Source organism: Streptomyces sp. P9-2 (genome assembly GCF_051903975.1).
In the GTDB taxonomy this organism is placed as follows: Bacteria; Actinomycetota; Actinomycetes; order Streptomycetales; family Streptomycetaceae; genus Streptomyces; species Streptomyces cellulosae.
In genome coordinates this window covers 6891909-6911866 of sequence record NZ_CP192633.1, presented here as the reverse complement: position 1 = coordinate 6911866, position 19958 = coordinate 6891909, and the positions used below count along the sequence as shown (strand labels likewise).

The 19958-nt window shown below is 69.2% G+C and carries 16 protein-coding genes and 3 pseudogenes; 9 read left to right on the top strand and 10 right to left on the bottom strand.

Features of this window, described 5'->3' with window-relative positions; genetic code table 11:
* Positions 1-141: 141 nt before the first annotated feature.
* Genes ACQY0Z_RS31215 through ACQY0Z_RS31205 form a run of 3 tightly spaced genes read left to right on the top strand, consistent with a single transcriptional unit; the run spans position 142 to position 3969 of the window.
* On the top strand, positions 142-1554 hold the full coding sequence (locus ACQY0Z_RS31215) for a prenyltransferase/squalene oxidase repeat-containing protein (protein ID WP_019525555.1): 1413 nt from the start codon (positions 142-144) through the stop codon (positions 1552-1554).
* A 52-nt stretch (positions 1555-1606) separates the two neighbouring features.
* Positions 1607-2971 carry a cytochrome P450 gene (locus ACQY0Z_RS31210; protein WP_337662756.1) on the top strand — a complete coding sequence of 455 codons (1365 nt, stop codon included), beginning with the start codon at positions 1607-1609 and terminating at the stop codon, positions 2969-2971.
* Positions 2968-3969, top strand: coding sequence for a terpene synthase family protein (locus ACQY0Z_RS31205; protein WP_254585451.1), 1002 nt, complete (start codon positions 2968-2970; stop codon positions 3967-3969). The genes ACQY0Z_RS31210 and ACQY0Z_RS31205 overlap by 4 nt, the downstream gene beginning before the upstream one ends.
* Before the next feature lie 50 nt (positions 3970-4019).
* Here the strand turns inward: ACQY0Z_RS31205 and ACQY0Z_RS31200 are convergent.
* Positions 4020-5269, bottom strand: a protein-coding gene (locus tag ACQY0Z_RS31200) for an IS3 family transposase (protein WP_106432511.1) whose coding sequence is annotated in 2 segments (ribosomal slippage) — positions 4020-4987 and positions 4987-5269 — 1251 coding nt in all. Because the reading frame shifts where the segments join, the coding sequence is not laid out codon by codon here.
* Positions 5270-5366: 97 nt separating this feature from the next.
* Here ACQY0Z_RS31200 and ACQY0Z_RS31195 point away from each other — a divergent pair.
* Positions 5367-5735, top strand: coding sequence for a hypothetical protein (locus tag ACQY0Z_RS31195; RefSeq protein WP_234008137.1), 369 nt, complete (start codon positions 5367-5369; stop codon positions 5733-5735).
* 696 nt (positions 5736-6431) lie between these two features.
* Here ACQY0Z_RS31195 and ACQY0Z_RS31190 read toward each other — a convergent pair.
* From ACQY0Z_RS31190 to ACQY0Z_RS31160, 7 genes and pseudogenes are all read right to left on the bottom strand, one after another.
* The gene (locus ACQY0Z_RS31190) at positions 6432-7817 is read right to left on the bottom strand and encodes an MFS transporter (RefSeq protein ID WP_210634948.1); all 1386 of its coding nucleotides are present in this window, start codon (positions 7815-7817) and stop codon (positions 6432-6434) included.
* Positions 7818-8014: 197 nt separating this feature from the next.
* Positions 8015-8470, bottom strand: a complete 456-nt coding sequence (locus ACQY0Z_RS31185; protein WP_210634949.1) for an RpiB/LacA/LacB family sugar-phosphate isomerase — start codon at positions 8468-8470, stop codon at positions 8015-8017.
* A gap of 351 nt (positions 8471-8821) precedes the next feature.
* Positions 8822-9817, bottom strand: a complete 996-nt coding sequence (locus ACQY0Z_RS31180; protein WP_254585453.1) for a LacI family DNA-binding transcriptional regulator — start codon at positions 9815-9817, stop codon at positions 8822-8824.
* Between the two features lie 170 nt (positions 9818-9987).
* Positions 9988-10344 (bottom strand): annotated as a pseudogene (locus ACQY0Z_RS31175) (pyridoxamine 5'-phosphate oxidase family protein); the annotation flags it as partial.
* 57 nt (positions 10345-10401) lie between these two features.
* Positions 10402-10874 (bottom strand): annotated as a pseudogene (locus ACQY0Z_RS31170) (transposase); the annotation flags it as partial.
* Positions 10875-11570: 696 nt separating this feature from the next.
* Positions 11571-11864 (bottom strand): hypothetical protein, encoded by a 294-nt coding sequence (locus ACQY0Z_RS31165; protein WP_439813191.1) that lies wholly within the window; start codon positions 11862-11864, stop codon positions 11571-11573.
* 319 nt (positions 11865-12183) lie between these two features.
* Entirely contained in the window at positions 12184-12801 is a 618-nt protein-coding gene (locus ACQY0Z_RS31160) for a dirigent protein (protein WP_254585455.1), read from the bottom strand.
* Between the two features lie 707 nt (positions 12802-13508).
* On the opposite strand from ACQY0Z_RS31160, the gene ACQY0Z_RS31155 reads away from it, so the two are divergent.
* Both ACQY0Z_RS31155 and ACQY0Z_RS31150 read left to right on the top strand, forming a co-directional pair.
* Complete coding sequence (locus tag ACQY0Z_RS31155; protein ID WP_019523882.1) at positions 13509-14033, top strand: DUF488 family protein; 525 nt, start codon at positions 13509-13511, stop codon at positions 14031-14033.
* A 10-nt stretch (positions 14034-14043) separates the two neighbouring features.
* Positions 14044-14352: an MGMT family protein gene (locus ACQY0Z_RS31150; RefSeq protein WP_019523881.1), complete on the top strand. Its 309-nt coding sequence runs from the start codon at positions 14044-14046 to the stop codon at positions 14350-14352.
* Positions 14353-14687: 335 nt separating this feature from the next.
* Here the strand turns inward: ACQY0Z_RS31150 and ACQY0Z_RS31145 are convergent, their stop codons facing one another.
* Positions 14688-15905 (bottom strand): MFS transporter, encoded by a 1218-nt coding sequence (locus tag ACQY0Z_RS31145; protein ID WP_439813394.1) that lies wholly within the window; start codon positions 15903-15905, stop codon positions 14688-14690.
* 117 nt (positions 15906-16022) lie between these two features.
* Between ACQY0Z_RS31145 and ACQY0Z_RS31140 the strand changes: the two genes are divergently transcribed.
* The gene (locus tag ACQY0Z_RS31140; RefSeq protein ID WP_381731136.1) at positions 16023-16784 is read left to right on the top strand and encodes a DeoR/GlpR family DNA-binding transcription regulator; all 762 of its coding nucleotides are present in this window, start codon (positions 16023-16025) and stop codon (positions 16782-16784) included.
* Between the two features lie 294 nt (positions 16785-17078).
* Here the strand turns inward: ACQY0Z_RS31140 and ACQY0Z_RS31135 are convergent.
* Positions 17079-17368, bottom strand: a pseudogene (locus ACQY0Z_RS31135) (MmyB family transcriptional regulator).
* Between the two features lie 180 nt (positions 17369-17548).
* Between ACQY0Z_RS31135 and ACQY0Z_RS31130 the strand changes: the two are divergent.
* Positions 17549-19327: an enoyl-CoA hydratase-related protein gene (locus ACQY0Z_RS31130; protein ID WP_254585457.1), complete on the top strand. Its 1779-nt coding sequence runs from the start codon at positions 17549-17551 to the stop codon at positions 19325-19327.
* Positions 19324-19920, top strand: a complete 597-nt coding sequence (locus ACQY0Z_RS31125) for a hydrogenase maturation protease (protein ID WP_381726833.1) — start codon at positions 19324-19326, stop codon at positions 19918-19920. The genes ACQY0Z_RS31130 and ACQY0Z_RS31125 overlap by 4 nt, the downstream gene beginning before the upstream one ends.
* The last annotated feature ends 38 nt before the right edge of the window (positions 19921-19958 follow it).

The following is a 19958-nucleotide window of genomic DNA, read 5'->3' as shown; positions in this document are numbered from 1 at the left end:
ACCAGCACCTACGGGGAAAAGGCCCAAGAGTTAGTAGCGTCGGTCAGCAATGATGCTTGGGGCGATGTCCGTCCCTCGATATACGAAACTGCCCGGGTCACTTCCTGGGCACCATGGCTGGAGGGACACGAACGGCGTCTGGTGTGGCTGCTGGAACAGCAGTCACCCGCGGGCAGCTGGGGAGAGGGTCCCGCACCCTACCGGCTGCTACCGACACTCGCCGTCACAGAAGCCCTCCTGTCGACGCTGCGCAATGGCACGGCAGCAGCCGTCTCACCCCAGCGGCTCGCCGCAGCCGCCGACACCGGGCTCACCGCGCTGCGTGACCTGTGCAGCACGGGTGGATGGCCGGACACCGCGGCCATCGAAATCCTCGTCCCCGACCTGGTCCTCCTGATAAACGAGCACCTGAACCAGTCCGAGGTCGCTGCCCAGCACCGGCTCGGCCCGTGGGCGCGCGGACAGCGACTGCCGCAGCCATGCGGATTCCAGGCGGCGCTGCCTGAGCGCATCGCCGAGCGGTGCCGGGCAGCCGGCGGTGTGCCGCTCAAGCTGCACCACACCTTCGAAGGCATCGCCCGCCACCTGCGACGGATGGTGCCCTCCGTCCCGGGCGGACTGCTGGGAAGTTCCCCCGCCGCCACCGCCGCCTGGCTTGCCACCGGAACCGACTCCGGCCGGGAACAAGCGGTCACCGCACTGACCGCCGTGGCGGACCGCTATGACGGTCTCTTCCCGGAGGCTTCTCCGATCTCCGTCTTCGAACGGCTCTGGGTCGCCACCGCCCTGGCCCGTCCCGGGCTACCCACCGTCTGTGTGCCTTCGATCCGCACCTGGGCGGCGGAGATCTACGACGCCACCGGGGTACGCGGTGCGCCGGGCCTGCTGCCCGACGCCGACGACACCGCCATGGCAGTGCTGGTTTCCGCCCTCGCCGGCGTGCCCCGTGACCCCGCCCCGCTCGCCGCCTTCGAGGCCGGCGACCACTACGACTGCTACGTAGGCGAAGACACCGGCTCCAGTACAGCCAACGCCCACGTCCTCCAGGCACTCACCGCCTGGCTGAGCCACCGGCCCACGACAGGTGACGCGCTCCAGACCCGTAGGGACGGCACCCGGGACTGGATCCTCGCCCGGCAGCAACCCGACGGCGCCTGGCACGACAAGTGGCATACCTCCCCCTACTACGCCACCGAGCGGTGTGTCACCGCTCTCTCCGGACACACCGGACCGACCACCCGCGAGGCCGTCCGCTCGGCTGCCGACTGGGTCCTGGCCACCCAGCGTGACGACGGCTCCTGGGGAGTTTGGGACAGCACCGCCGAGGAGACCGCCTACGCCGTGTGCATCCTCCTCAAGTCCACGGACCACGCGGCAAGGCCCGATGCCACCGCAGCGCTGAGGCGGGCCGAGCACATCCTGCGCGATGCCTCCAGCTCGTCCGGCCACCACCACCCTGCCCTCTGGCACGACAAGACCCTCTACGCCCCCCAGGCCATGGCCCAGGCCGAAGTGACCGCCACGCTCGAGCTACTGCTGACACGCCAGCTCTGAAACACCCCGACTCACCTTCTTCAGCACGGATCCACCGACGGAGGCACTTCACGTGAACGCCACCCCTCACGTTCCGCCATACGCGCCAGGACGTGTACCGCTCATCGGACACGCGGTGCCCCTGCTAAGGAACCGTCTCGCTTTTCTGCAGAGCCTGCGCAAACACGGACCGATCGTGCGGATCTCAGTCGGCCCGAAAGCCGTGACCGTCATCAATTCCCCCAACCTCCTCCAAGAGATGCTCACCACTCAATCGAAGCACTTCAGCAAAGGGCTCCTTTTCGAGAAGCTGAAGCTCTTCGGCAAGGATGCCCTGCCGGTCGCGGAAGGCAGCCGGCATCTGACCCGCCGCCGGCTGATGCAGCCCGCGTTCCACCATCGGCAGATCGACACCTACATCCGCACCATGTACACCACCGTGGACCCGATGATCGCGGCATGGCAGGGCATGGGCCCCTTGGACATGAAGACCGAGATGCAGCTGATCACACAGAACGTCGTCATGGCGGCCTTGTTCTCCACCACCCCCAACCGCGACACCGGGCACGCGATCCTCAAGAGCGTCGACACCCTGTTCGCCGCAGCGCTCCGCCGTGCCCTGCTCCCCCTACCCCTGCTCGAACGGCTACCGACCCCAGGAAACCGTCGGACCCGGCGCGCCGGCCGCGTGATGCGCACCGCCGTGAGTGAGGTCATCGCAGACCACCTGGCACACCCGGACGCCTATGACGACGTCGTGTCCCTGCTGCTGAACACCCGCGACCCTGACGGTACACCGCTGGCCGACGAGGACATCCTGTCCGAAGTCACGGGCCTGCTCGCCGCCGGTTCGGAAACCACCGCAGTCACCTTGACCTGGCTCTTCCACGAGCTGGCCCGTCACCCGGAACTGGAGCGGCAACTGCACAGCGAGGTCGACACCGTCCTCACGAGCGAGCCCGTGACCGCTCAGACTCTGACACAGCTCACCTTCACCCGCAGACTGGTCAACGAGAGTCTGCGCATGTACAGCCCGGCATGGCTGGTGACCCGTCAAGCCACCGAACCCGTCCGGCTCGGCGGCACAGACCTGCGGGTCGGGGAAGATATCGTGTGGAGCCCCTACACTCTGCACCGCGATCCCGCCCTGTACCCAGACCCACTCCGTTTCGATCCCGACCGCTGGCTGCCGGAGCGTCCACAACCCCCGAAGGGGGCCTTCATACCGTTCGGCGCCGGGAAGCGGCAATGCATGGGCAACGAGTTCGCCCTGGCCGAAGCGACCCTGATCACGGCGCTGATCGCGTCCCGCTGGCGGCTGCGGCCTGTCCCGGGACCCGCTGTCCGGCCGGTCGGAGCGATCACCCTGCACCCGTCCACGCTCCACATGTCCGCTCAGGCGCGGACACCCGTCGGCCACCACCGGGAGGCTGTATGACCGACACCGACGATGGGGGGACGATGCTGCCTCTACCGGACTTCACCGCCACCTTCCCCGAGCCGTTCCCGGCGGGACCGCACAGTGAACGCACGGAGCACCGGCTCCTGGACTGGCTGGAAGAGCACCCGCTGCTCCCTTCCGCCAAGGCCAAGGCGGTTCTGGTGAACATCACGAGTCACGGAGCATCGCGCACCTTCCCCACCGCGGACGCGGACGATCTTCTTCTGTTCGCGGAACTCCTCCTATGGCTCACGGCGTTCGACGATGTCCACGCCGAGGGAAACGGAGTAGGGGGTCCTGCAGCTCTTGTCGACCGCGCCAGCGAGCTGATGCTTGTCCTGGCCGGCGGCAATCCGCCTCGCGCCATGAGCCCGTTCCCTGCCGTCCTGCACGACCTGCTTGCCCGGTTCCGGGCTCGTGCCAGCGCGGCCGCGTACCACCGGCTTGCGGCAAGCCTGCGAGACACTCTCATGGCACTGGTCTGGGAGGCGCACCACGTCGCAAAACCAGAGGGGGTTGCGCTTGCCACCTATCTGGCGATGCGTCCCCACACCGTCTTCATCAAGACCATCACAGCCGCTGGAGAGATTCTCCTGGGCTACGAACTGACGGACACCCAACGAGCTCTGGCGGCGGTACGCAATCTGGAGACCGCTGTAGCCAATCTCGCAGGCTGGATCAACGACCTGGCCTCCTACGAACGTGAGATGGAGCGAGGGCGCGGGCAGCCATTGAGCCTTCCCACTCTGCTGCACGCACGGCACGGCGGGACCATCGAAGAGGCTTTCACACGCGCAAGCAGCATGTGTGAAAACGAAGCAGCCGTCGCCCGACGAGGAATCACACACCTTGCCCACGCTTCTCCGAACGCGCTCACAGCGCACGCCCGTGCGCTGGAGGACATTACCCGCTCCTTCATCTGGCACACCAGCCATGCCCGATACCAAGGGATCCGGCCAAACAGGGGGTCGTCTACATCCTCGCCCGCTCGGTAGCGGATGACGGACAAATGGGCCTTTGAACCGTTCCGGGTTCGGTAGAGATCTCAGACGTTGGGTGTGACCTGGGGTTTCGCGGTTGCGAGGTAGTGCTTGTTCTCGTATTCGACCGGTGGGACGTGGCCTATCTCACCGTGGAGTCGCCGGTGGTTGTACCAGTTGACGTACTCGGCGGTGGCGAGCTCGACGTCGGACAACGTCTTCCACGGCCGCCGGGGCTTGATCAGTTCGTTGAACAGGCCGATCGTGCTCTCCATCAGGGCGTTGTCGTAGGCGTCGCCGACCGATCCGATGGAGGCGGCGATGCCGGCGGCGTCCAGGTGGTCGGCGAGCCGTAAACTCGTGTATTGCGACCCGGCATCCGAGTGGTGTACCAACTCGCCGGGCTGAACGGGGCGTTGGTCGCGGTCTCGTTGCCACAGCGCCATCTCCAGGGCGTCCAGCACGAAGACCGTTTCCTTCACGGCGGCTGCCGACCAGCCGACGATCCGGCGGGAGAAGGTGTTCACGACGAAGGCGACGTAGACGACACCTGCCCAGGTCTTCACGTGGGTGAAATCCGTGACCCAGCACCGGTTCGGGGCGCCGGCGACGAAGTCGCGGTCGACGAGGTCCGGGGCCCGCTCGGCCTGTCCGCCGGGCAGCGTGGTGATCACGCGCCGGCCGCGGACGGCGCCGGTGATGCCGAGCTCGCGCATCAGGCGTTCGACGGTGCAGCGGGCCACCGCGCGGCCCTGCCGGTTCAGCTCCCGCCAGATCTTCCTCGCGCCGTAGACACGGTAGTTGGTCTCGAAGGCCTTGCTGATGTGCTCCTTCAGCTCGGCGTCCCGCACGGTCCTGGCGGACGGCGTGACCCGTCGTTTGTGATGGGCGTAGTAGGTGGCAGGGGCGATCTTACAGTCGTGTGCGCTCAGCACGCGGCAGATCGGCTCGACCCCGCCGAAGCGGTCCCGGTGCTCGTCGATGAACGCTACGAGCGCGTGTGTGGCCGGTCGAGCTCGGCCGCGAAGAAAGACGCCGCAGCTTTGAGGATCTCGTTCGCCCGCCTGAGCTCGGCGTTCTCCTTCTTCACCCCCTTCAGCTCGGCCGACTCCTCGCTCGTGGTGCCCGGCCGGGTGCCGGCATCGATCTGATCCTGCCGGACCCACTTGCGCAGCGTCTCGGTCGTGCCGATCCCGAGCTTGGACGCGACCGCATTCATCGCGGCCCACTCGGTGTCGTAGTCGGGCCGCACCTCGGCGACCATCCGCACCGCACGACGACGCAGCTCAAGCGGGTAGGGGGAAGGACGTGCCATGACTCGATCCTCTCAAATGATCGAGTCCCTACCGAACCCGGAACGGTTCAGAGAGGTGCGCAGCAGTCAGCCTGGATACACTCGGACTTTGATCGACGTGGCCGGGGGGACGCGCATGACACGTGAAAAGAACAGTCAAAACGATAATGGTTCCCGTGGAGATGACAGTCACATCTGGGGGACGGTTGGCGTGGTGGTCGGAGGCGTTCTGGCCTTCAAGGTGCTATCCGCGATGGGGGTAAGGGAGAACGAGGACCTCACACTGGTGGAAATCACGACCGCCGTGGCTCTCCTTTTCGGCCCCGTCTACGTACTTACAACGGCTGGAAAGCACCTGCGTAAAGATGTAGAGGTCGGAAAGAGCACCAACGCCACGTACTGGACGACGATGGCAGGACTCTCCGTCTCTGCACTCACACTCGCGGGTGTCACAAGCATCGACGACCTTATTGGGTTGATCAAGTAGAGGCGGCCCCGACCAGTCCTTGACACGAAGGGTGCAGCGGGCCCACGCCTACCTCTCCCTGGCCGGGATCACCGTCGAGCGGGTACTGGCCGACGACGGCTCCTGCTCCCGTTCATGCGACTGGCCTGACGAGTTCGCCCGAGCCGGCCTCGCACATGGACCTGGAGCGCGCCGAGGCCTGGCTCGCTGCCGGTGTCGGAGCCGAGGGCGACCTGACGCCGACACGGCAGAGGTGAACGACAAGCCTTGCCACCATCCTCGACGCCTCCCTGCCTACCGCGCACGAGCTCGTCAGCTGGGTGGATGATGCTTCAGGCACTCAAGGCGGCTCCACTGCCCCGCAGTTACCCGCACGGGTGGGGAGCAGCTGTGGCGCCGTGGACTACAGGCAGGCACCGAGGCTGCCCCCGTGGCGGCGGACCCGGTCCTGTCCCGTTCCGTTCGACTGCTGGAGTGATGACCGCAAGTCGACGGACAGGCGCAACCGCACGGGGCCAGCCGGATCGGACGGCTCGCGCCCGTGCCGCACTGGCCCACGGTCTGGCGGTCGCGGCGTGTACGGCACACGTGGTGTCGTCCGGATCCGCCAGGTCGATGACGACCGGACTGAGCCCGGCGACGCGGCTGCCGACCCCGTCGGCGAGTGGCGACACGGCACAGAGAGCACACCACGATGCACCACGTGCAGAAGCGAGCTCACCGAGAGCCAGGCGACGGCGGCAGGGCGGCGCTCACCCGAGTGCCGGCCGCGGTCTGAGCATGGCCTTCTTCTGCAACGAGGCGGAGCACGCGCTCCCGCTCCTGGCGACCCCAGGTCTCCTTGGTCGCGAGGATGCCGGCAAGGCCGATCAAGGCCGCGCCGAGATAGAGCAGCGCCGCGCCCGGCCACCCGAAGGCACCTACCAGGGCTGCGGCGAGCAGTGGTGCGAAGCCGCCGATGGCCGCGGCGACTTGGTAGCCGAGCGAGGCGCCCGAGGTACGAGTGGCGGTGCGGAATTGCTCGGTGAGCAGAGAGCCCTGGGTTCCTGTCAGTGATGCGTGGATGAGGCCGATGCCGATGATGAACACCGTCACCACCAGGGCGGGTTGGGCGGAGTTGGTGAGCAGATACATCGGGAAGGCGAAGAGGATCGCCGCCGTACAGGCCGCGATGTAGATGGGGCGCCGTCCGATGCGGTCGGTGAGGGCGCCGGCAAGGAAGGTGACCGCGATGGCGAGGACGCTGGCGGCGGTGATCGCACTGAGGGCCACGGGCCTGAGGTCGGGGTGGCGTTCGGTGATGTAGTTGAGCAGGTAGGTCGCGGTGGAGTAGTAGGCGAAGGATTCGACGACGCGCAAGGCGATGACGCGAAGGATGCCGCGCCAGTCGCCGGCCAGGGTCGCGAGGAGCGGGTTCTTCTCGGTCTTCCCGTTTGCCTGGGCCTCCTGGAATTCGGGGGATTCCGTGAGACGGGAACGTACGATCAGCGCGACGATCACGAGGACGGCGCTGAGCAGGAAGGGCGTCCGCCACTGCCAGTTGCCGCTGAGGGTGTCACTCCACGCGAACACGCCGCTGGCCAAAGCGATGCCCAGGGGGTTGCCGGACTGGGGGATCGCGGCGAACATGCCGCGGCGGTGCCACGGCGCGTGCTCGTAGGCCATGGTGATCGCACCGCCCCATTCGGCACCGAACGCCAGGCCCTGAAGCATGCGGAGGGCCACGAGCAGGAGAGGTGCGAGCACACCGACCTGTTCGTAGGTCGGCAGCGCGCCGATGAGGAAGGTGGCGGCGCCCATGACGAGCATCGCCGTGACGAGGACGGGTTTGCGGCCGACCTTGTCGGCGAAGTAGCCGCCGATGGCTCCTCCGAGCGGCCGCATGACGAAACCGACGGCGAGGGTGGCGAAGGAGAGCAGGGTGCCGACGAACCGGTCGCTCTCGGGGAAGAAGACCGCTCCGAAGTAGAGCGCGGAGGCGGTGCCGTATGCGATGAAGTCGTAGTTCTCGACGCTGGTGCCGAGGCCCGCGGCGACTGCTGTCTTGACGCGGTCCTGGGAGCCGAGCACGCTTCGCCGTCCGGCGGGGGCACTGGTGGACATGGGGGATCTCCTTGGTGGGTCGCCGGGGAAGCCGGCGTCTACGCAGTGAGGATGACGGGGCCGAGGGGGGCCGGATCCTTTGACTGGGTGCTTCTGGGCATGACGAACAGGCGCCCGGCGCAGTCGTTTGCTGGCGGGCACTTCGGTGTCAGCGAAAGGAAGAGTTCAGCCGCTCAAGGGGTGTGCGGGGCAGCTTGTCAGGGGGCCAGGGTCAAGGCGTCGAGCGCGTTGAGCTTGGCGACCCGGCGGCGGGTCTCTTCGTCGTCGTCGAAGACGGCACCGAGGAACTCACGGACGATGTCGGGCACGAGTGCGTGCGGGACCAGCCAGGCCCCGATGGCGATGGTGTTGGCGTCGTCGTGCTCGACCGCTTGGTGGGCGGAGTAGGGCTCGTGGGCGAGGCCACAGCGCACGCCGGGCAGCTTGTTGGCGGCCATGACGGCACCCTGACCGGTGCCGCACACGAGCACCGCCCGGTCGGCGGAGCCAGAGAGCACCACCTCGCAGGTGCTCCGAGTGATGTCCGGGAAGTCGACAGGATCGCAGCTGTGGGTGCCGCAATCAATCACCTCGTGACCGAGAGCCTCAATGGCCTGGCGGACGGCATCTTTGAGCGGATATCCGGCGTGGTCCGCGCCGAGGGCGACCTTCATCGGTGGTTCCTTTCAGGAAGGGAGCACCGTCCTTCCGCCGGATCGGGGACGGAGATTGCGGTGCTGGGCCTGGTGTGACAGCGGCGGTGAGTGCACGGTGCGGCCGTTGGTCGCACGCCGCACGATCGCGTAAGCGCAGGCGACAGACTTGCCGGGCATGGCACGCTCGGGGCCGGGCCCGGTCGCGGTGCACGGCCACCTGGCCCCGAGGGGTGCTTTCCACCCGGGCGGCTGCGCCGGTGAAGACGCTGGCCCCGGCCGAGTGGACAGCGAGGGCTACGCTTTGACGATACGGATGGTTGAGGGAATCAGCGTCCTCGGTGAGGGCGACGTCGAGGGCGATGTGGATGCTCATCGGATGTCCTGCGTGGACCGGTCGGCGAAGGTCGTGGGGACACGTTGTCCGTGTGCGGCGCGGCCGGCGATGAGGTCGACGAGCCCGCGGACACCGAGTCGGCCGATCGACGACGCGTCGTTGCGGACCGCGCTGATGGGCGGGGAGGCGAACTCGAACCAGTCGAGGTCGTCGAAGGAGACGACTTCGATACGGGCGGCCTGCTCTGCGCCGAGTCGCTCACGCAGGGCGCGCACAGCTCCCAGGGTTGTCAGGCCGTTCGCGCCGAACACGGCCGTGAACGTGACTCCACGGTCGAGGATGCGGGACATGGCCTCGGCCGCTCCGCCGGCCAGGAAGTCACCGGCGTCAAGCAGCCTGTCGTCGGTGCTGATGCCGTGTGCCTGGCGCCCGGCGAGGTAGGCGGCGCGGCGTTCGGCGCCGGTGGAGATCGAGTCCGGGCCGCCGATGAAGGCGACGTCGCGGTGGCCCCGGCGCTGCAGCCAGGCAAGCACCTGCTGCACGCCCTGAGCGTTGTCCGTGCCGTACAGGGGAGCGTCGACGCCCTCGATCGTGCGGTTGAGGAACACAACCGGCAATCCGGACGTGAGTGTGGTGGCGACCTGCGGCGAGACGGTGCTCTGCGGGGAGAACAGCAGGCCGTCGATGCGCTGAGCGGCGAAGGTCCGAAGGTATTCATCGGCCTGCTCGGCGTCCTCGTTCGCGTTGGCCAGCAGCACGGTGTATCCGTGGCGGCGCGCCTCCTGCTCAGCCGCGTGAGCCAGTTCGGAGAAGAACGGGTTACGGATGTCCGAGACGAGCAGCCCCAGCACGTCCGTACGGGCACGCCTCAGCGAACGGGCGGGCCCGTTGGCGATGTATCCCAGCTCGGCGGCGGCCGCGAGCACACGGGCACGGGAGTCGGCCGAAGTCTGACTGCTGCCGCTGAGCACGCGGGATGCGGTACTGAGCGCGACACCAGCTCGTGCCGCGACGTCCTTGATCGTGGCCATCCGCCCCACCTCCTCATGTCCTCATGGAAACGTTTCCATGAACGGAATGAGACTAAGATCGCACATCGACTGCGAGATGAGCAAGGGTCGAAACAAACGCAGCAACGACTGCTGCCTCTGCTCGACAACGCGCCAGCGGTGGACCGCGTCGTCGTTCCGGGTGGCTGGCACTGGCCAGGCGTGGCCTGCTCGGTCAGGCAACGCAGGCCAGCAAGTTCCTCAACGGGGTTGGTGACCAGACGGGCGGTACCGGAGACCGTGACGCCGCAGTAGTTGACGCCGTGTTCGAAGACGGAGCGGGCGAGAACGAGGCCGTCGACGTGGGTAACCGTGGCGGCGGGTGACACGAGCAGGCTGCGGCTGGCGACCGAGCCGTGGCGGTCCGTCCACGGTACCGCGATCAAAACCGCAGATGGCCGGTACGCCCATCAGGGTCCCTTCGACGGTGACGCCGAGGTAGCAGATGAAGCTGGCGCCGAGGACCGAGTCGAGCTGGTCGCGATCCAAGGGCTGTCATGTTCCTGCAGGCGGCGGTGATACGGGTCGTGACCCTTGTCGTGGTGTAGGCGATCAGCCGTGTGACGTGCCGACAGGACGATCGTGTCGTCGGGATAGAGGGCGTCCATGCTCTCGTTCGAGAGGTAGAGGCAGGGGAAGGCGATTCATTTGTCGCGGAGTTCGGCGAGGACCGCGGTCGCGAGTCGTAGGACTCCGGGCGGGTTCGGGAAGACCTGAACAACGTCAGTTAGGCGTCTTATCTCCCGGTTAAGCCGCTCCAGCGGGTTCGTCGACTGAATCTTCTTCCAGTGCTGGTGGGGAAAGCCCACGAAGGCGGTCAGGTCCTCCTTCGCCCCCATCAGCGTCACTTTGACCTCCGGGGACTGTCGGCCGAGCATGTCGGCGACGGTGTCGAGCTGGGTGCGGACAAAGTCCGGCGTGGGGCTGGGCGAAGATGGTACGGATCGTCACGGCGACCACCTCCGCCGACCCCTTCGGGATGACGGCGAAGACGTTTCGGACGAACTGGGCCCAGACGGCGCTGCCACGCGGCGCCGAGTACGCAGGGGTGATGCCCCGCGCGGCAACGCGCTGCTGCTTGCCGCTCTCGCCGCGCAGGAACTGAGTCCAGGACAGGAGCCGGTGCAGATCTGCGGCACCGAGGACGGCCTGCACACTCCGATCCTCCTTGGTATGGCCGGGATCGCGCTGGAGATCGCGGGCGTTTCCGTCGTAGTGGGGGCCCGCAAGGGACGCTCGGCCGGGGCTTCGCCGTCAGCCGTTCCGGCCTCGTTCGCACCAACGCCCCTTGGTGCGGCGCCCTTCGGGTCAGGGCAAACACCTCCTGCCCCCGCTGCTTTACCCAGCCCGTGGCCTTCCCAGGTGCCTCCACAGACTGGGCCCGGGCAGCACTGACGAAAGCCGCTACGCCGAAGGGGCCTGCTCGGCGACCGGCGGCGTGCGCCTACTCCGGAGCCCGTCCGGCGCGCCGCAACCGGCCCGCACCTCCGGAGTGGATCATCGAGGAAGCGGGCGGCCCACTTGGCCTTCTCAAGCCTGCGCTTCGCACTTGGTTCGCAGGTCCGCTTCCCGGCTGCGGCGGCTTCGGTGACCGCCGCCGCCCGGAAGGCGCGGGCGGGTGTCCGCACCCCTTGCTCTCCCCGCGCCCCGCGGTGAGGTGGTGCGAGACGCGGAGGTGCTGCCCCGCTTCGGTGGAGGACGGCGCGTCCGTGCGGCCGCCTGCCGAGGTCGTTGTTCAGGCAGGGACGATCCGGCCGTCGTCGACGCGGAAGTTCGCCGTCGGTGAGCAGCCCACCGACGGCGTGACCAGCATGCTGACGGCGACGGGTGCGGGTTGCGTACTGGAGGTGGAGAACGCGCACACCGCGTGGCGGCCGGTCAGCGGGAACCAGAACCACGAGTCCGCCTCGCCGACCAGAGCACGGTCCGTCTCCCTCCAGGCGCCTTTGTCGAAGGTGAAGACCTGGAGGCGTACGGATGCCGCGAGCGGGTCGGTCCGCGACCTCAGGGCGGTGAGTGTGTACTTCACGTTCTTGCCGAGGACCGATGAGGCGATCCGCCGATGCTCCGCCGACCGGGGCTCGGTTTGCGTCTTTGGCCCCTGACCGGCCGTGGGGCGTGCCTGTGGGCCGGTCGGCTGCGGGTTGACAGGGCCACCGGCGGTCGCGCCGATCGTGGCCGTGACGGCCGTGGCGGTGGCCGCCACGACGACACCCCAGCCTGCGAGCGTACGGAGGCTTTTGATCACGATGTCTCCACGTGTGGTGATGGGTGCGTGTCCCGACGTGCTGCGTACCGTCTTCGAACCGGTGCGCGGCACGGTCGACCACGAGGGCCGTTCGACGCGGCTACTTGCCGGGGAGTGACGGACGCATGGGCGTCGGCGCCTCGTCCGGACCGCGACCGTCCTCAGGCCGGTGAGGGCTCACGTCGAGGAGTTCGAAGGTGAGTTGCCAGGTCGCCGGCGTCAACACCCGCTGTGTCACCTGGCCATGAGCCCGACGGAACGCCCCCGTGCCTCCGGTGACCGCGTTGACCACCGGACCCGGTACCGGAATCCCGGCTTGCTCGCCCTGAACGGTGATCTGGCCCTCCGGCAGCACCGCGGTCGACACGCACTGCCCCGCATTGCGTTCGAGGTCGGTGATGACGCAGAACCCACCGATGCTCCCGACAACGCGTTCCTCGCCTCCCTCGGTCGACGCCAGATCTCCGTCGAAGACGAACTGATCGCCCACATTGCGGCCCGCCGCCCCCAGATCGAGTTCCTCGCCGACGGACAGCCGTGCTTCCACATGGATGACGCGGCTCTTCGTCAAGGAGTCGTTGTCAGAGTGGGGTGCCGCAGCGGGAGCTGTCTGCGGAGGGACCACGTCGGCCGAAGCGGGCCCGATGAGGGTGAGCCCGGCACAACAGCCGAGACCCGCGATGGCGAGGGTGGTGAAGTGTCGGCCGGCGAAGCTCATGGTCGCCTCCGTATTCATGGGACGGCACAGGGCCGGTCCGGTGCGGCCGGGCCTTGTCCGAAGTCGACGCAGCCGGGCGGTGGCGTGTGGGGTTGGTCGAGACAGGAGGGGCATCCGGCGGTTCCCGGGGCGGGGCGGGCGAGTGCGTACGAGAAGCCCGGCGGCGGAGGCACTAGACATCCTCGTGACGCTCACCCTGGTGGTGACGTGTCTCGTGCGAGTTCGTGCTTGACGGGCGCTCCGTCTGGCGAAAACGCTAACGGCGGCCGTGGCGGCGTGCTCAGCAAGAGCGACAGCAACAGGGCCGTTGGAGTGCATTTCTCTTGCAATACCCGGGCGAGCCGGGTGCCTGGGTGTCCATGGCGCGCGGGAAACGACCAGGGCGTCGCGATCACGGCCGGACAGGGTGAAACACGCCCTCCTGCCCCGCCCCGCACCCCCGCGACGGACCCATCACCCAGGCCCTGAACTGGTCCCGCCGGCGAAGACGGCGTCAGGCCGTCGCCCGCCGCTGTCACTACCGGAGAAGAACCAGCTCGGGCAACGATCTCTGACTGGAGTACGAGGAGGCAGATCTCGTTGCGCCGGGCAGGGGGACGCACAATGGAGAACAGCCGATGCCGCCGGCTCGCGCGCCCGCCCACATGGGCGATGCCTCGCCGGCCGGGAAGGCCACGCGAGTTGTGGCAGCGTGACTCGGAGATGTGATGGCGAACCGCGTGTACACCATCGGGCACTCGACCCGTGCCTTCGACGAGGTGCTGTCGATGCTGCAGGAGCACGAGATCACCCACCTGGTGGATGTCCGTTCCTTTCCGGCATCGCGTAAGTACCCGCAGTGGAATCAGGACGCGATCGTCGACGCCCTCCCCCCGTCCATCCACTACCGGTGGATCCGGGAACTGGGCGGCAGGCGGCACACCCCCAAGGGCGTCGAAAGCGTCAACACGGCGTGGCGGGTGAAAGCTTTCCGCGACTATGCCGATCACATGACGAGCAGCGAGTTCGCGGAAGGGCTGGCCGAACTGCTCGGCCTTGCTGCGCACGGGCGGCCGGTGATCATGTGCAGTGAGGCGGTGCCGTGGCGCTGCCATCGCAGACTGATCACCGACGCGCTGATCGTCGCCGGAACGGACGTCGAGCACATCATGTCCGTCACATCGACGAAACCGGCATCCTTGAACGAGAACGCGGTCGTCCGCAACGGCCGCCTCACCTATCCCGCACCCTGAGGCGCGTGAGATGAGTACGGACATCGTCGCGGAGGTCCGCGAGGCAGTGGCGGCCATCCCGTCAGGCTGCGTCGCCTCCTACGGCGACATCGCGCAATGGATCGGCACGAGCCCTCGGCAGGTGGGGCGGGCGATGGGCCTGCTCGACGAAGGCGTGCCCTGGTGGCGCGTGGTCCACTCCGACGGCACGCCCGCGACGTGCCACCAGGGTCAGGCGCCCCGGCTGCTGGCCGAAGAGGGGACACCGATGCGGGGCACACGAGTGGACATGCGACGCGCACGGCATCGCGGGCAGACGCCTGTCCCGCCATCGCCGTGATCACCGCCCCGTACGGGGCGCCAAGACGGTACTGCTCAACGGCATGGCGACCGTCACGAACCTGCCGCTCCGGGGCTTGAGCGGCCACACGCCCGAACTCGGACCGGCCCACAGCCTCACTCCGCCCGGACCCGCCGATCGGATCAGGGCACCGGCCGGCCCGGGAGGTGTAGGAGAGCAAGGTCGTCGTCGCTCTCATGGGTCTGCGCGGCCCGGCGGCGGTGATGACGGCCGACTGCGGCGGCACGGTGGACACCGTTCTGCGCCGTCCGGAACAGGGCGCGTCCGTGGCAGGGGCTTGTGCGGCACGGGGTCAGGCCGTGCCGCACAAGCGGTCAGTGGCCGATGTCTGCCGGCTCGTCCCGCGGCACGGCGTCGGACGTCGTGCGCAGGACCCCGGCGCCCACGGCGGTGGTCACGCACAGCAGGGTCAGCAGGAGGAAGGTGTGGTTGAGGGCGACGACGTGGGTCAGCCAGCCGATGACGGCGGGGCCGGCGAGCATGCCGACGTAGCCGAGTCCGGCGACGCGGGAGACGTTCGCGCCGGCTGCCGCCGGGTCGGCGTGCCCGGCCGCGCTGAACAGTTGCGGGACCGTACCGGACAGACCCAGACCGAACAGCGCCCAACCGGCGAACGCGGTCCACATCCACGGGCCGAGGGCCACCAGCGTGATACCGACGGCGGCCGTGATCGCGCCGTGACGCAGGACCGCCGTCGAGCCGAACCGGGCGACAAGCCGGTCGGCCAGCAGACGGCCGACGGTCATGGCTGCCGCGAACGTGCCGTACGCGAAGGCGGCGGTGCTGGTGGACGCGCCGAGGACGTCCCGCAGGTGCAGGGCGCTCCAGTCGTTGGCCGCGCCCTCGCACAGCATGACCATCAGGGCCAGGACGGCGAGCAACCACACACGCCCCGTCATGCTGCGCCGCGCGGCGCGGGCGGGTGATGATGCTTCCTTCGCGTCGCCGGTCTTCTCGAACTCGCCGGCTCCGACGCTCCCTCCGGCCGGCGGGGCGACGGGTGCCGCGGGCATCAGCGCGCGGACCGAGACCAGGGCGATCACGATGCTCACGCCTCCGATCGCGGCCATCGTGGCGACCGGGCCCGCCCCCGCGCTCGTCGCCCCCGCCGCCACCAGCGCGGCAAGGACCCCGCCGACGGAGAACGTGGCGTGGAAGCCGGACATGACGGGCCGGCCGTACGCCTTCTCCACATGCACGGCGTGGGCGTTCATACTCACGTCCAACGCGCCGTTGCAGGCGCCGAACACCAGCAGGGCGCCGGCCAGCGACCACGGATCCCGGGCGAGACCCGGCAACACCAGCGTGGCGCCGCACAGGACGGCGGTGGCGGGGACCACCACCCTCGCGCCGAGGCGGTCGGTCAGCGGACCGGCCACCTGCATCCCGGCGAACGCGCCGAGCCCCAGCAGCACGAGCAGGCCGCCCAGCGTCGCGTGACTGATGCCCACCCGCTCCTCGGCGGCCGGGATGTGCACCACCCAGGCGCCCATCAACGTGCCGCACAGGATGAAGTAGACGTACGTCGCCATACGGGCGCCGAGAAGCGAGCGTTCCATGCCGCACACCGTAACGAACACATGACGTGTTCGGAAGGCCCGCAAACTAACAGCTTGAGTGTTCGTTTGCGGGTGGTGTTCAATTCCGGCATGAGCAACGCAGACCGGCACGCCCTGATCACGAAGGTCGTCAGAGACGCCGGCGAGGCCACGGTCCAGCAGCTCGCCGAGCTGACCGGGGCGTCGGACATGACCATCCGGCGCGACCTCGACACCCTGGCCGTCCAAGGCGTCCTCGAACGCGTCCGGGGCGGAGCACGCAGCCTGCTGCTCAGAGGCGAAGAGCCTCCGTTCGCCCTGCGCGCCCACGAGGCCGTCGACGCCAAGCGCCGGATCGCCGCCAAGGTCTCCGCCCTCATCGCCGACGGCGAGAGCGTGGTCCTCGACAGCGGCACCACCTGCCTGGAGGTCGCCCGCCTTCTGCGCGAGAGGCCCGTCACCGTGATGCCCCTGTCCCTCCAGGCCATCGAGCTGTTCGGCGCCACGCCCGGCCCCGCCACCCTCATCGTGCCCGGCGGCCGGCCTCGCGCCGCCGAAGGAGCCCTCACCGGCCCCCTCACCCTCGCCTCCCTCGCCGCCCTCCGCTTCGACACCGCCGTCATCGGCTGCTGCGGCCTCACCGCCGGCGACGGCCTGACCGCCTACGACCTCGACGACGCCGCCGTCAAGAAAGCGGGCATCGCCTCCGCCCGCCGCACCCTCGTCGCCACCGACGGCAGCAAACTCGGCCGCACCGCCTTCGCCCACGTCACCCCTGCGGCCCGCCTGGACACCCTTGTCACCGACACCACCGCACCCCCCGGCGACATCACCGCACTCGAGAACGCCGGCACCACCGTCACCACCGTCTGAACCGTCCGACCGCGCCCGGACACAAGGCGAAGCAGAGCGAGCCGTCACTCGCTGCGCGGGCCGCCCCCCGCGCGCCGTGCGGGCCGGTTCCGGCCGGTCGGCCGTGGAGGACCACTGCAGGAGGAAGCGGAGGGCAGCGCGGTACTCGGTGCCGTGTCCCGGCAGGGTGGCCATGAACTGGTCGCGGCCGGTGTCGACCAACCGTTGCCGGACGTCGACGGTGCGTCTCCCGGCGATGGGGTGATCGAGGGTCTTGACGAGCTGTCGCGGGCCGGCGACGCGGTAGTCGGCCCGCTACTCACGCAACTCCGTGGAGCGCGCGCCGAGTTCGCTCACCAGGTCGTCGAGATAACCGACGTCGCGATGCTGCCCCGCCTCCAGACGCAGTACGGCGACGCACTCGCGTGCGGCCGCCGGCCAGTCGACGACAGGTTGCGGAAGTCCTCGTGGAGGAAGATCGGGCGAATGTAGTTGCGCTCGTGCGACGGCAGGCTGCCGAAGTCCATCAGCAGCGCGGCAGCCGCACGGTTCCACGTCAGGATGCGCATACGGCGGTGCAGGACCGTCGCCGGCACGTCGTGCATGTCGTGCATGTCGTCGAGGAGCCGGCGCAGCTGAGGCGCGACCTCGAGCTGGCCACTCGGGATTGCGGAGGGTCAGACCCGCGGAATGCGATCCGGACGGAGGAAGCGACCTGACGGAGGCGCGCGAAACGCCGCCGTGGTTCTTCCCCACTTCCCCCGAACCGGCGAACATACCGCGATATGGACATCTTGCTCGTCGCCTCCGCGTTCAACAGTCTGTCCCAGCGTGTGTTCGCGGAACTGTCCGACCGAGGGCACCGGGTGGACGTCGTTCTCGCCTCGCACGGCGCCGAGGCCGTCCGGGCCGCAGTGAGCGAGTCCCGCCCAGAACTGATCATCGCTCCGATGCTGAAAACCGCGCTGCCGGACGACGTATGGCGCGAGCACACCTGTCTCATCGTGCACCCGGGACCACCCGGCGACCGGGGCCCGTCCGCCTTGGACTGGGCGATCTCCGAGGACGCACCCCGCTGGGGCGTGACGGTCCTCCAGGCCGGGGCGGCGATGGACGCGGGCGACGTGTGGGCTGCCGAGTCCTTCACGGTGCCTCCGGTCGGCAAGAGCGACCTGTACCGCAACGAGGTCTCCGACGCCGCCGTCGCCGCCGTGCTGCTGGCCGTGCAGCGGTACGCCGGCGGATCGTTCAAGCCGACCCCGCAGCGCGATCCCACGATCCGCGTGGTGTGGCGGGACTTCTTCCGCCAGGAGCGGCGCAGGATCGACTGGGAGAACGACAGCACCGAGACGGTACTGCGTTCTCTGCGCGCGGCGGACTCGCAGCCGGGGGTCCTGGACGAACTCCTCGGCCGGGAGGTGTTCCTGCACGGCGGTGCGCCCGAGGACCAACTCCGCGGACGCCCCGGGGATCTGCTCGCGACGCGGGCCGGTGCGGTCTGCCGGGCCACTCGGGACGGCGCGGTGTGGATCCTGGAACTACGCCCCCGCAAGAACTCCGGCGACCCGGCGCCGTTCCGCCGCCCGGCGGCCTCCGTGCTCGCCTCCTTCCCGGCTCCACCCGGCACCACGACGGGCTCGGAGAGAGGCCGCCCCCCGCGGTCCGGCGAGCGACCTCCCCGGCTGCCGGAGGTCACCGCCCCTCTCGAACTGCCCCCGGAACGCACGACCTGGACCGACATCCGGTACCGCCGGCGCGGCGACATCGGATATCTGGCCTTTTCGTTCCCCGGCGGGGCGATGAGCACCAGCCACTGCCGGCGGCTGCTCGCCGCCTACCGGTACGCGCTCACCCAGTCCGCCCCGGTGCTGGTACTGGGCGGCTCCCGCGACTTCTTCTCCAACGGCATCCACTTGAACGTCATCGAGGCGTCGGCCGACCCCGCGGGCGAGTCCTGGGCCAACCTCAACGCCATGAACGACCTGGTCGAGGCGGTGCTGCGCACCACCGACCGCCTGGTGGTCGCGGCGCTCGGCGGCAACGCCGCGGCCGGCGGCGTCATGCTGGCCCTGGCCGCCGACGAGGTCTGGTGCCGCGACGGCGTCGTCCTCAACCCGCACTACCGGCGCATGGGCCTGTACGGCTCGGAGTACTGGACGTACTCGCTGCCGCGCCGCGTGGGAACCGAGACGGCGCAGCGGCTGACGACCGACGCGGTGCCGGTGAGCGCAGCGAGCGCCGCGCGCATCGGACTGGCGGACCGTCTGGTGCCGGCCCCGGCGCGGGAATTCCCCGCCGAGGTCGGGCGCATGGCAGCCGAACTCGCCGCCGCCCCCGGCCTCGGACGGCGGATCGCCATGAAGGCCGCGGCGCGTCGGGCCGACGAGCGGCGGCGACCGCTCGCCGAGTACCGGCGGGCCGAACTCGCCCGCATGCACGGCGTCTTCTTCGATCCGCACGCCCCGTACCACGCCCTGCGGTCGGCCTTCGTCCGGAAGTTGCCGCACGGCTCCGCACGGCCTCTGTCGACGGCCGTCGGGCAGGTCACCGGGGGCGTCCGGTGACACGGGCCGGTACGCGTCTGCTGGTGGCGGGCGTCGGCAACATCTTCCTCGCCGACGACGCCTTCGGCCCTGAGGTGATCCGCGCCCTGGACCGGCGACCGCTGCCCCCCGCGGTGCGCGTACGGGACTTCGGCATCCGCGGTATGGATCTGGCGTACGAACTGCTCGACGGCTACGACACGGCCGTCCTGGTCGACGCGGCCGCGCGAGGCCACCGGCCGGGCACCCTGTCGCTGATCGAGCCGGACGCCCCCGGCCCCGCCACCGGCCTCGCGCCACCCGAAGCGCACGGCATGGACCCGGCGAGGGTACTGGCCCTGGCCTCTCACCTCGGCGACGAGCCGCTCCCGCGCGTCCTCGTACTCGCCTGCGAACCCGAGGTGCGGCCCCGCGGCGACGAGGACATCCTTCCGGGCCTCAGCGCACCGGTGCGCGACGCGGTCGAGCGGGCCGTGGCGGCTCTGCACACCATGGTGCCCGTGCTGCTCGCCGACCCCGCGGCCACGCCCCCGTTGAGCCGCCCGGACGAATCCGCAGGCCTGCCCCCGGCCGGGCTCCCACTTCCCGTCGGCGACGGTGCCGAGGATCGGTAGCGGACCGGCGCCCCGGTCCCTCCCCCTACCGACCACGA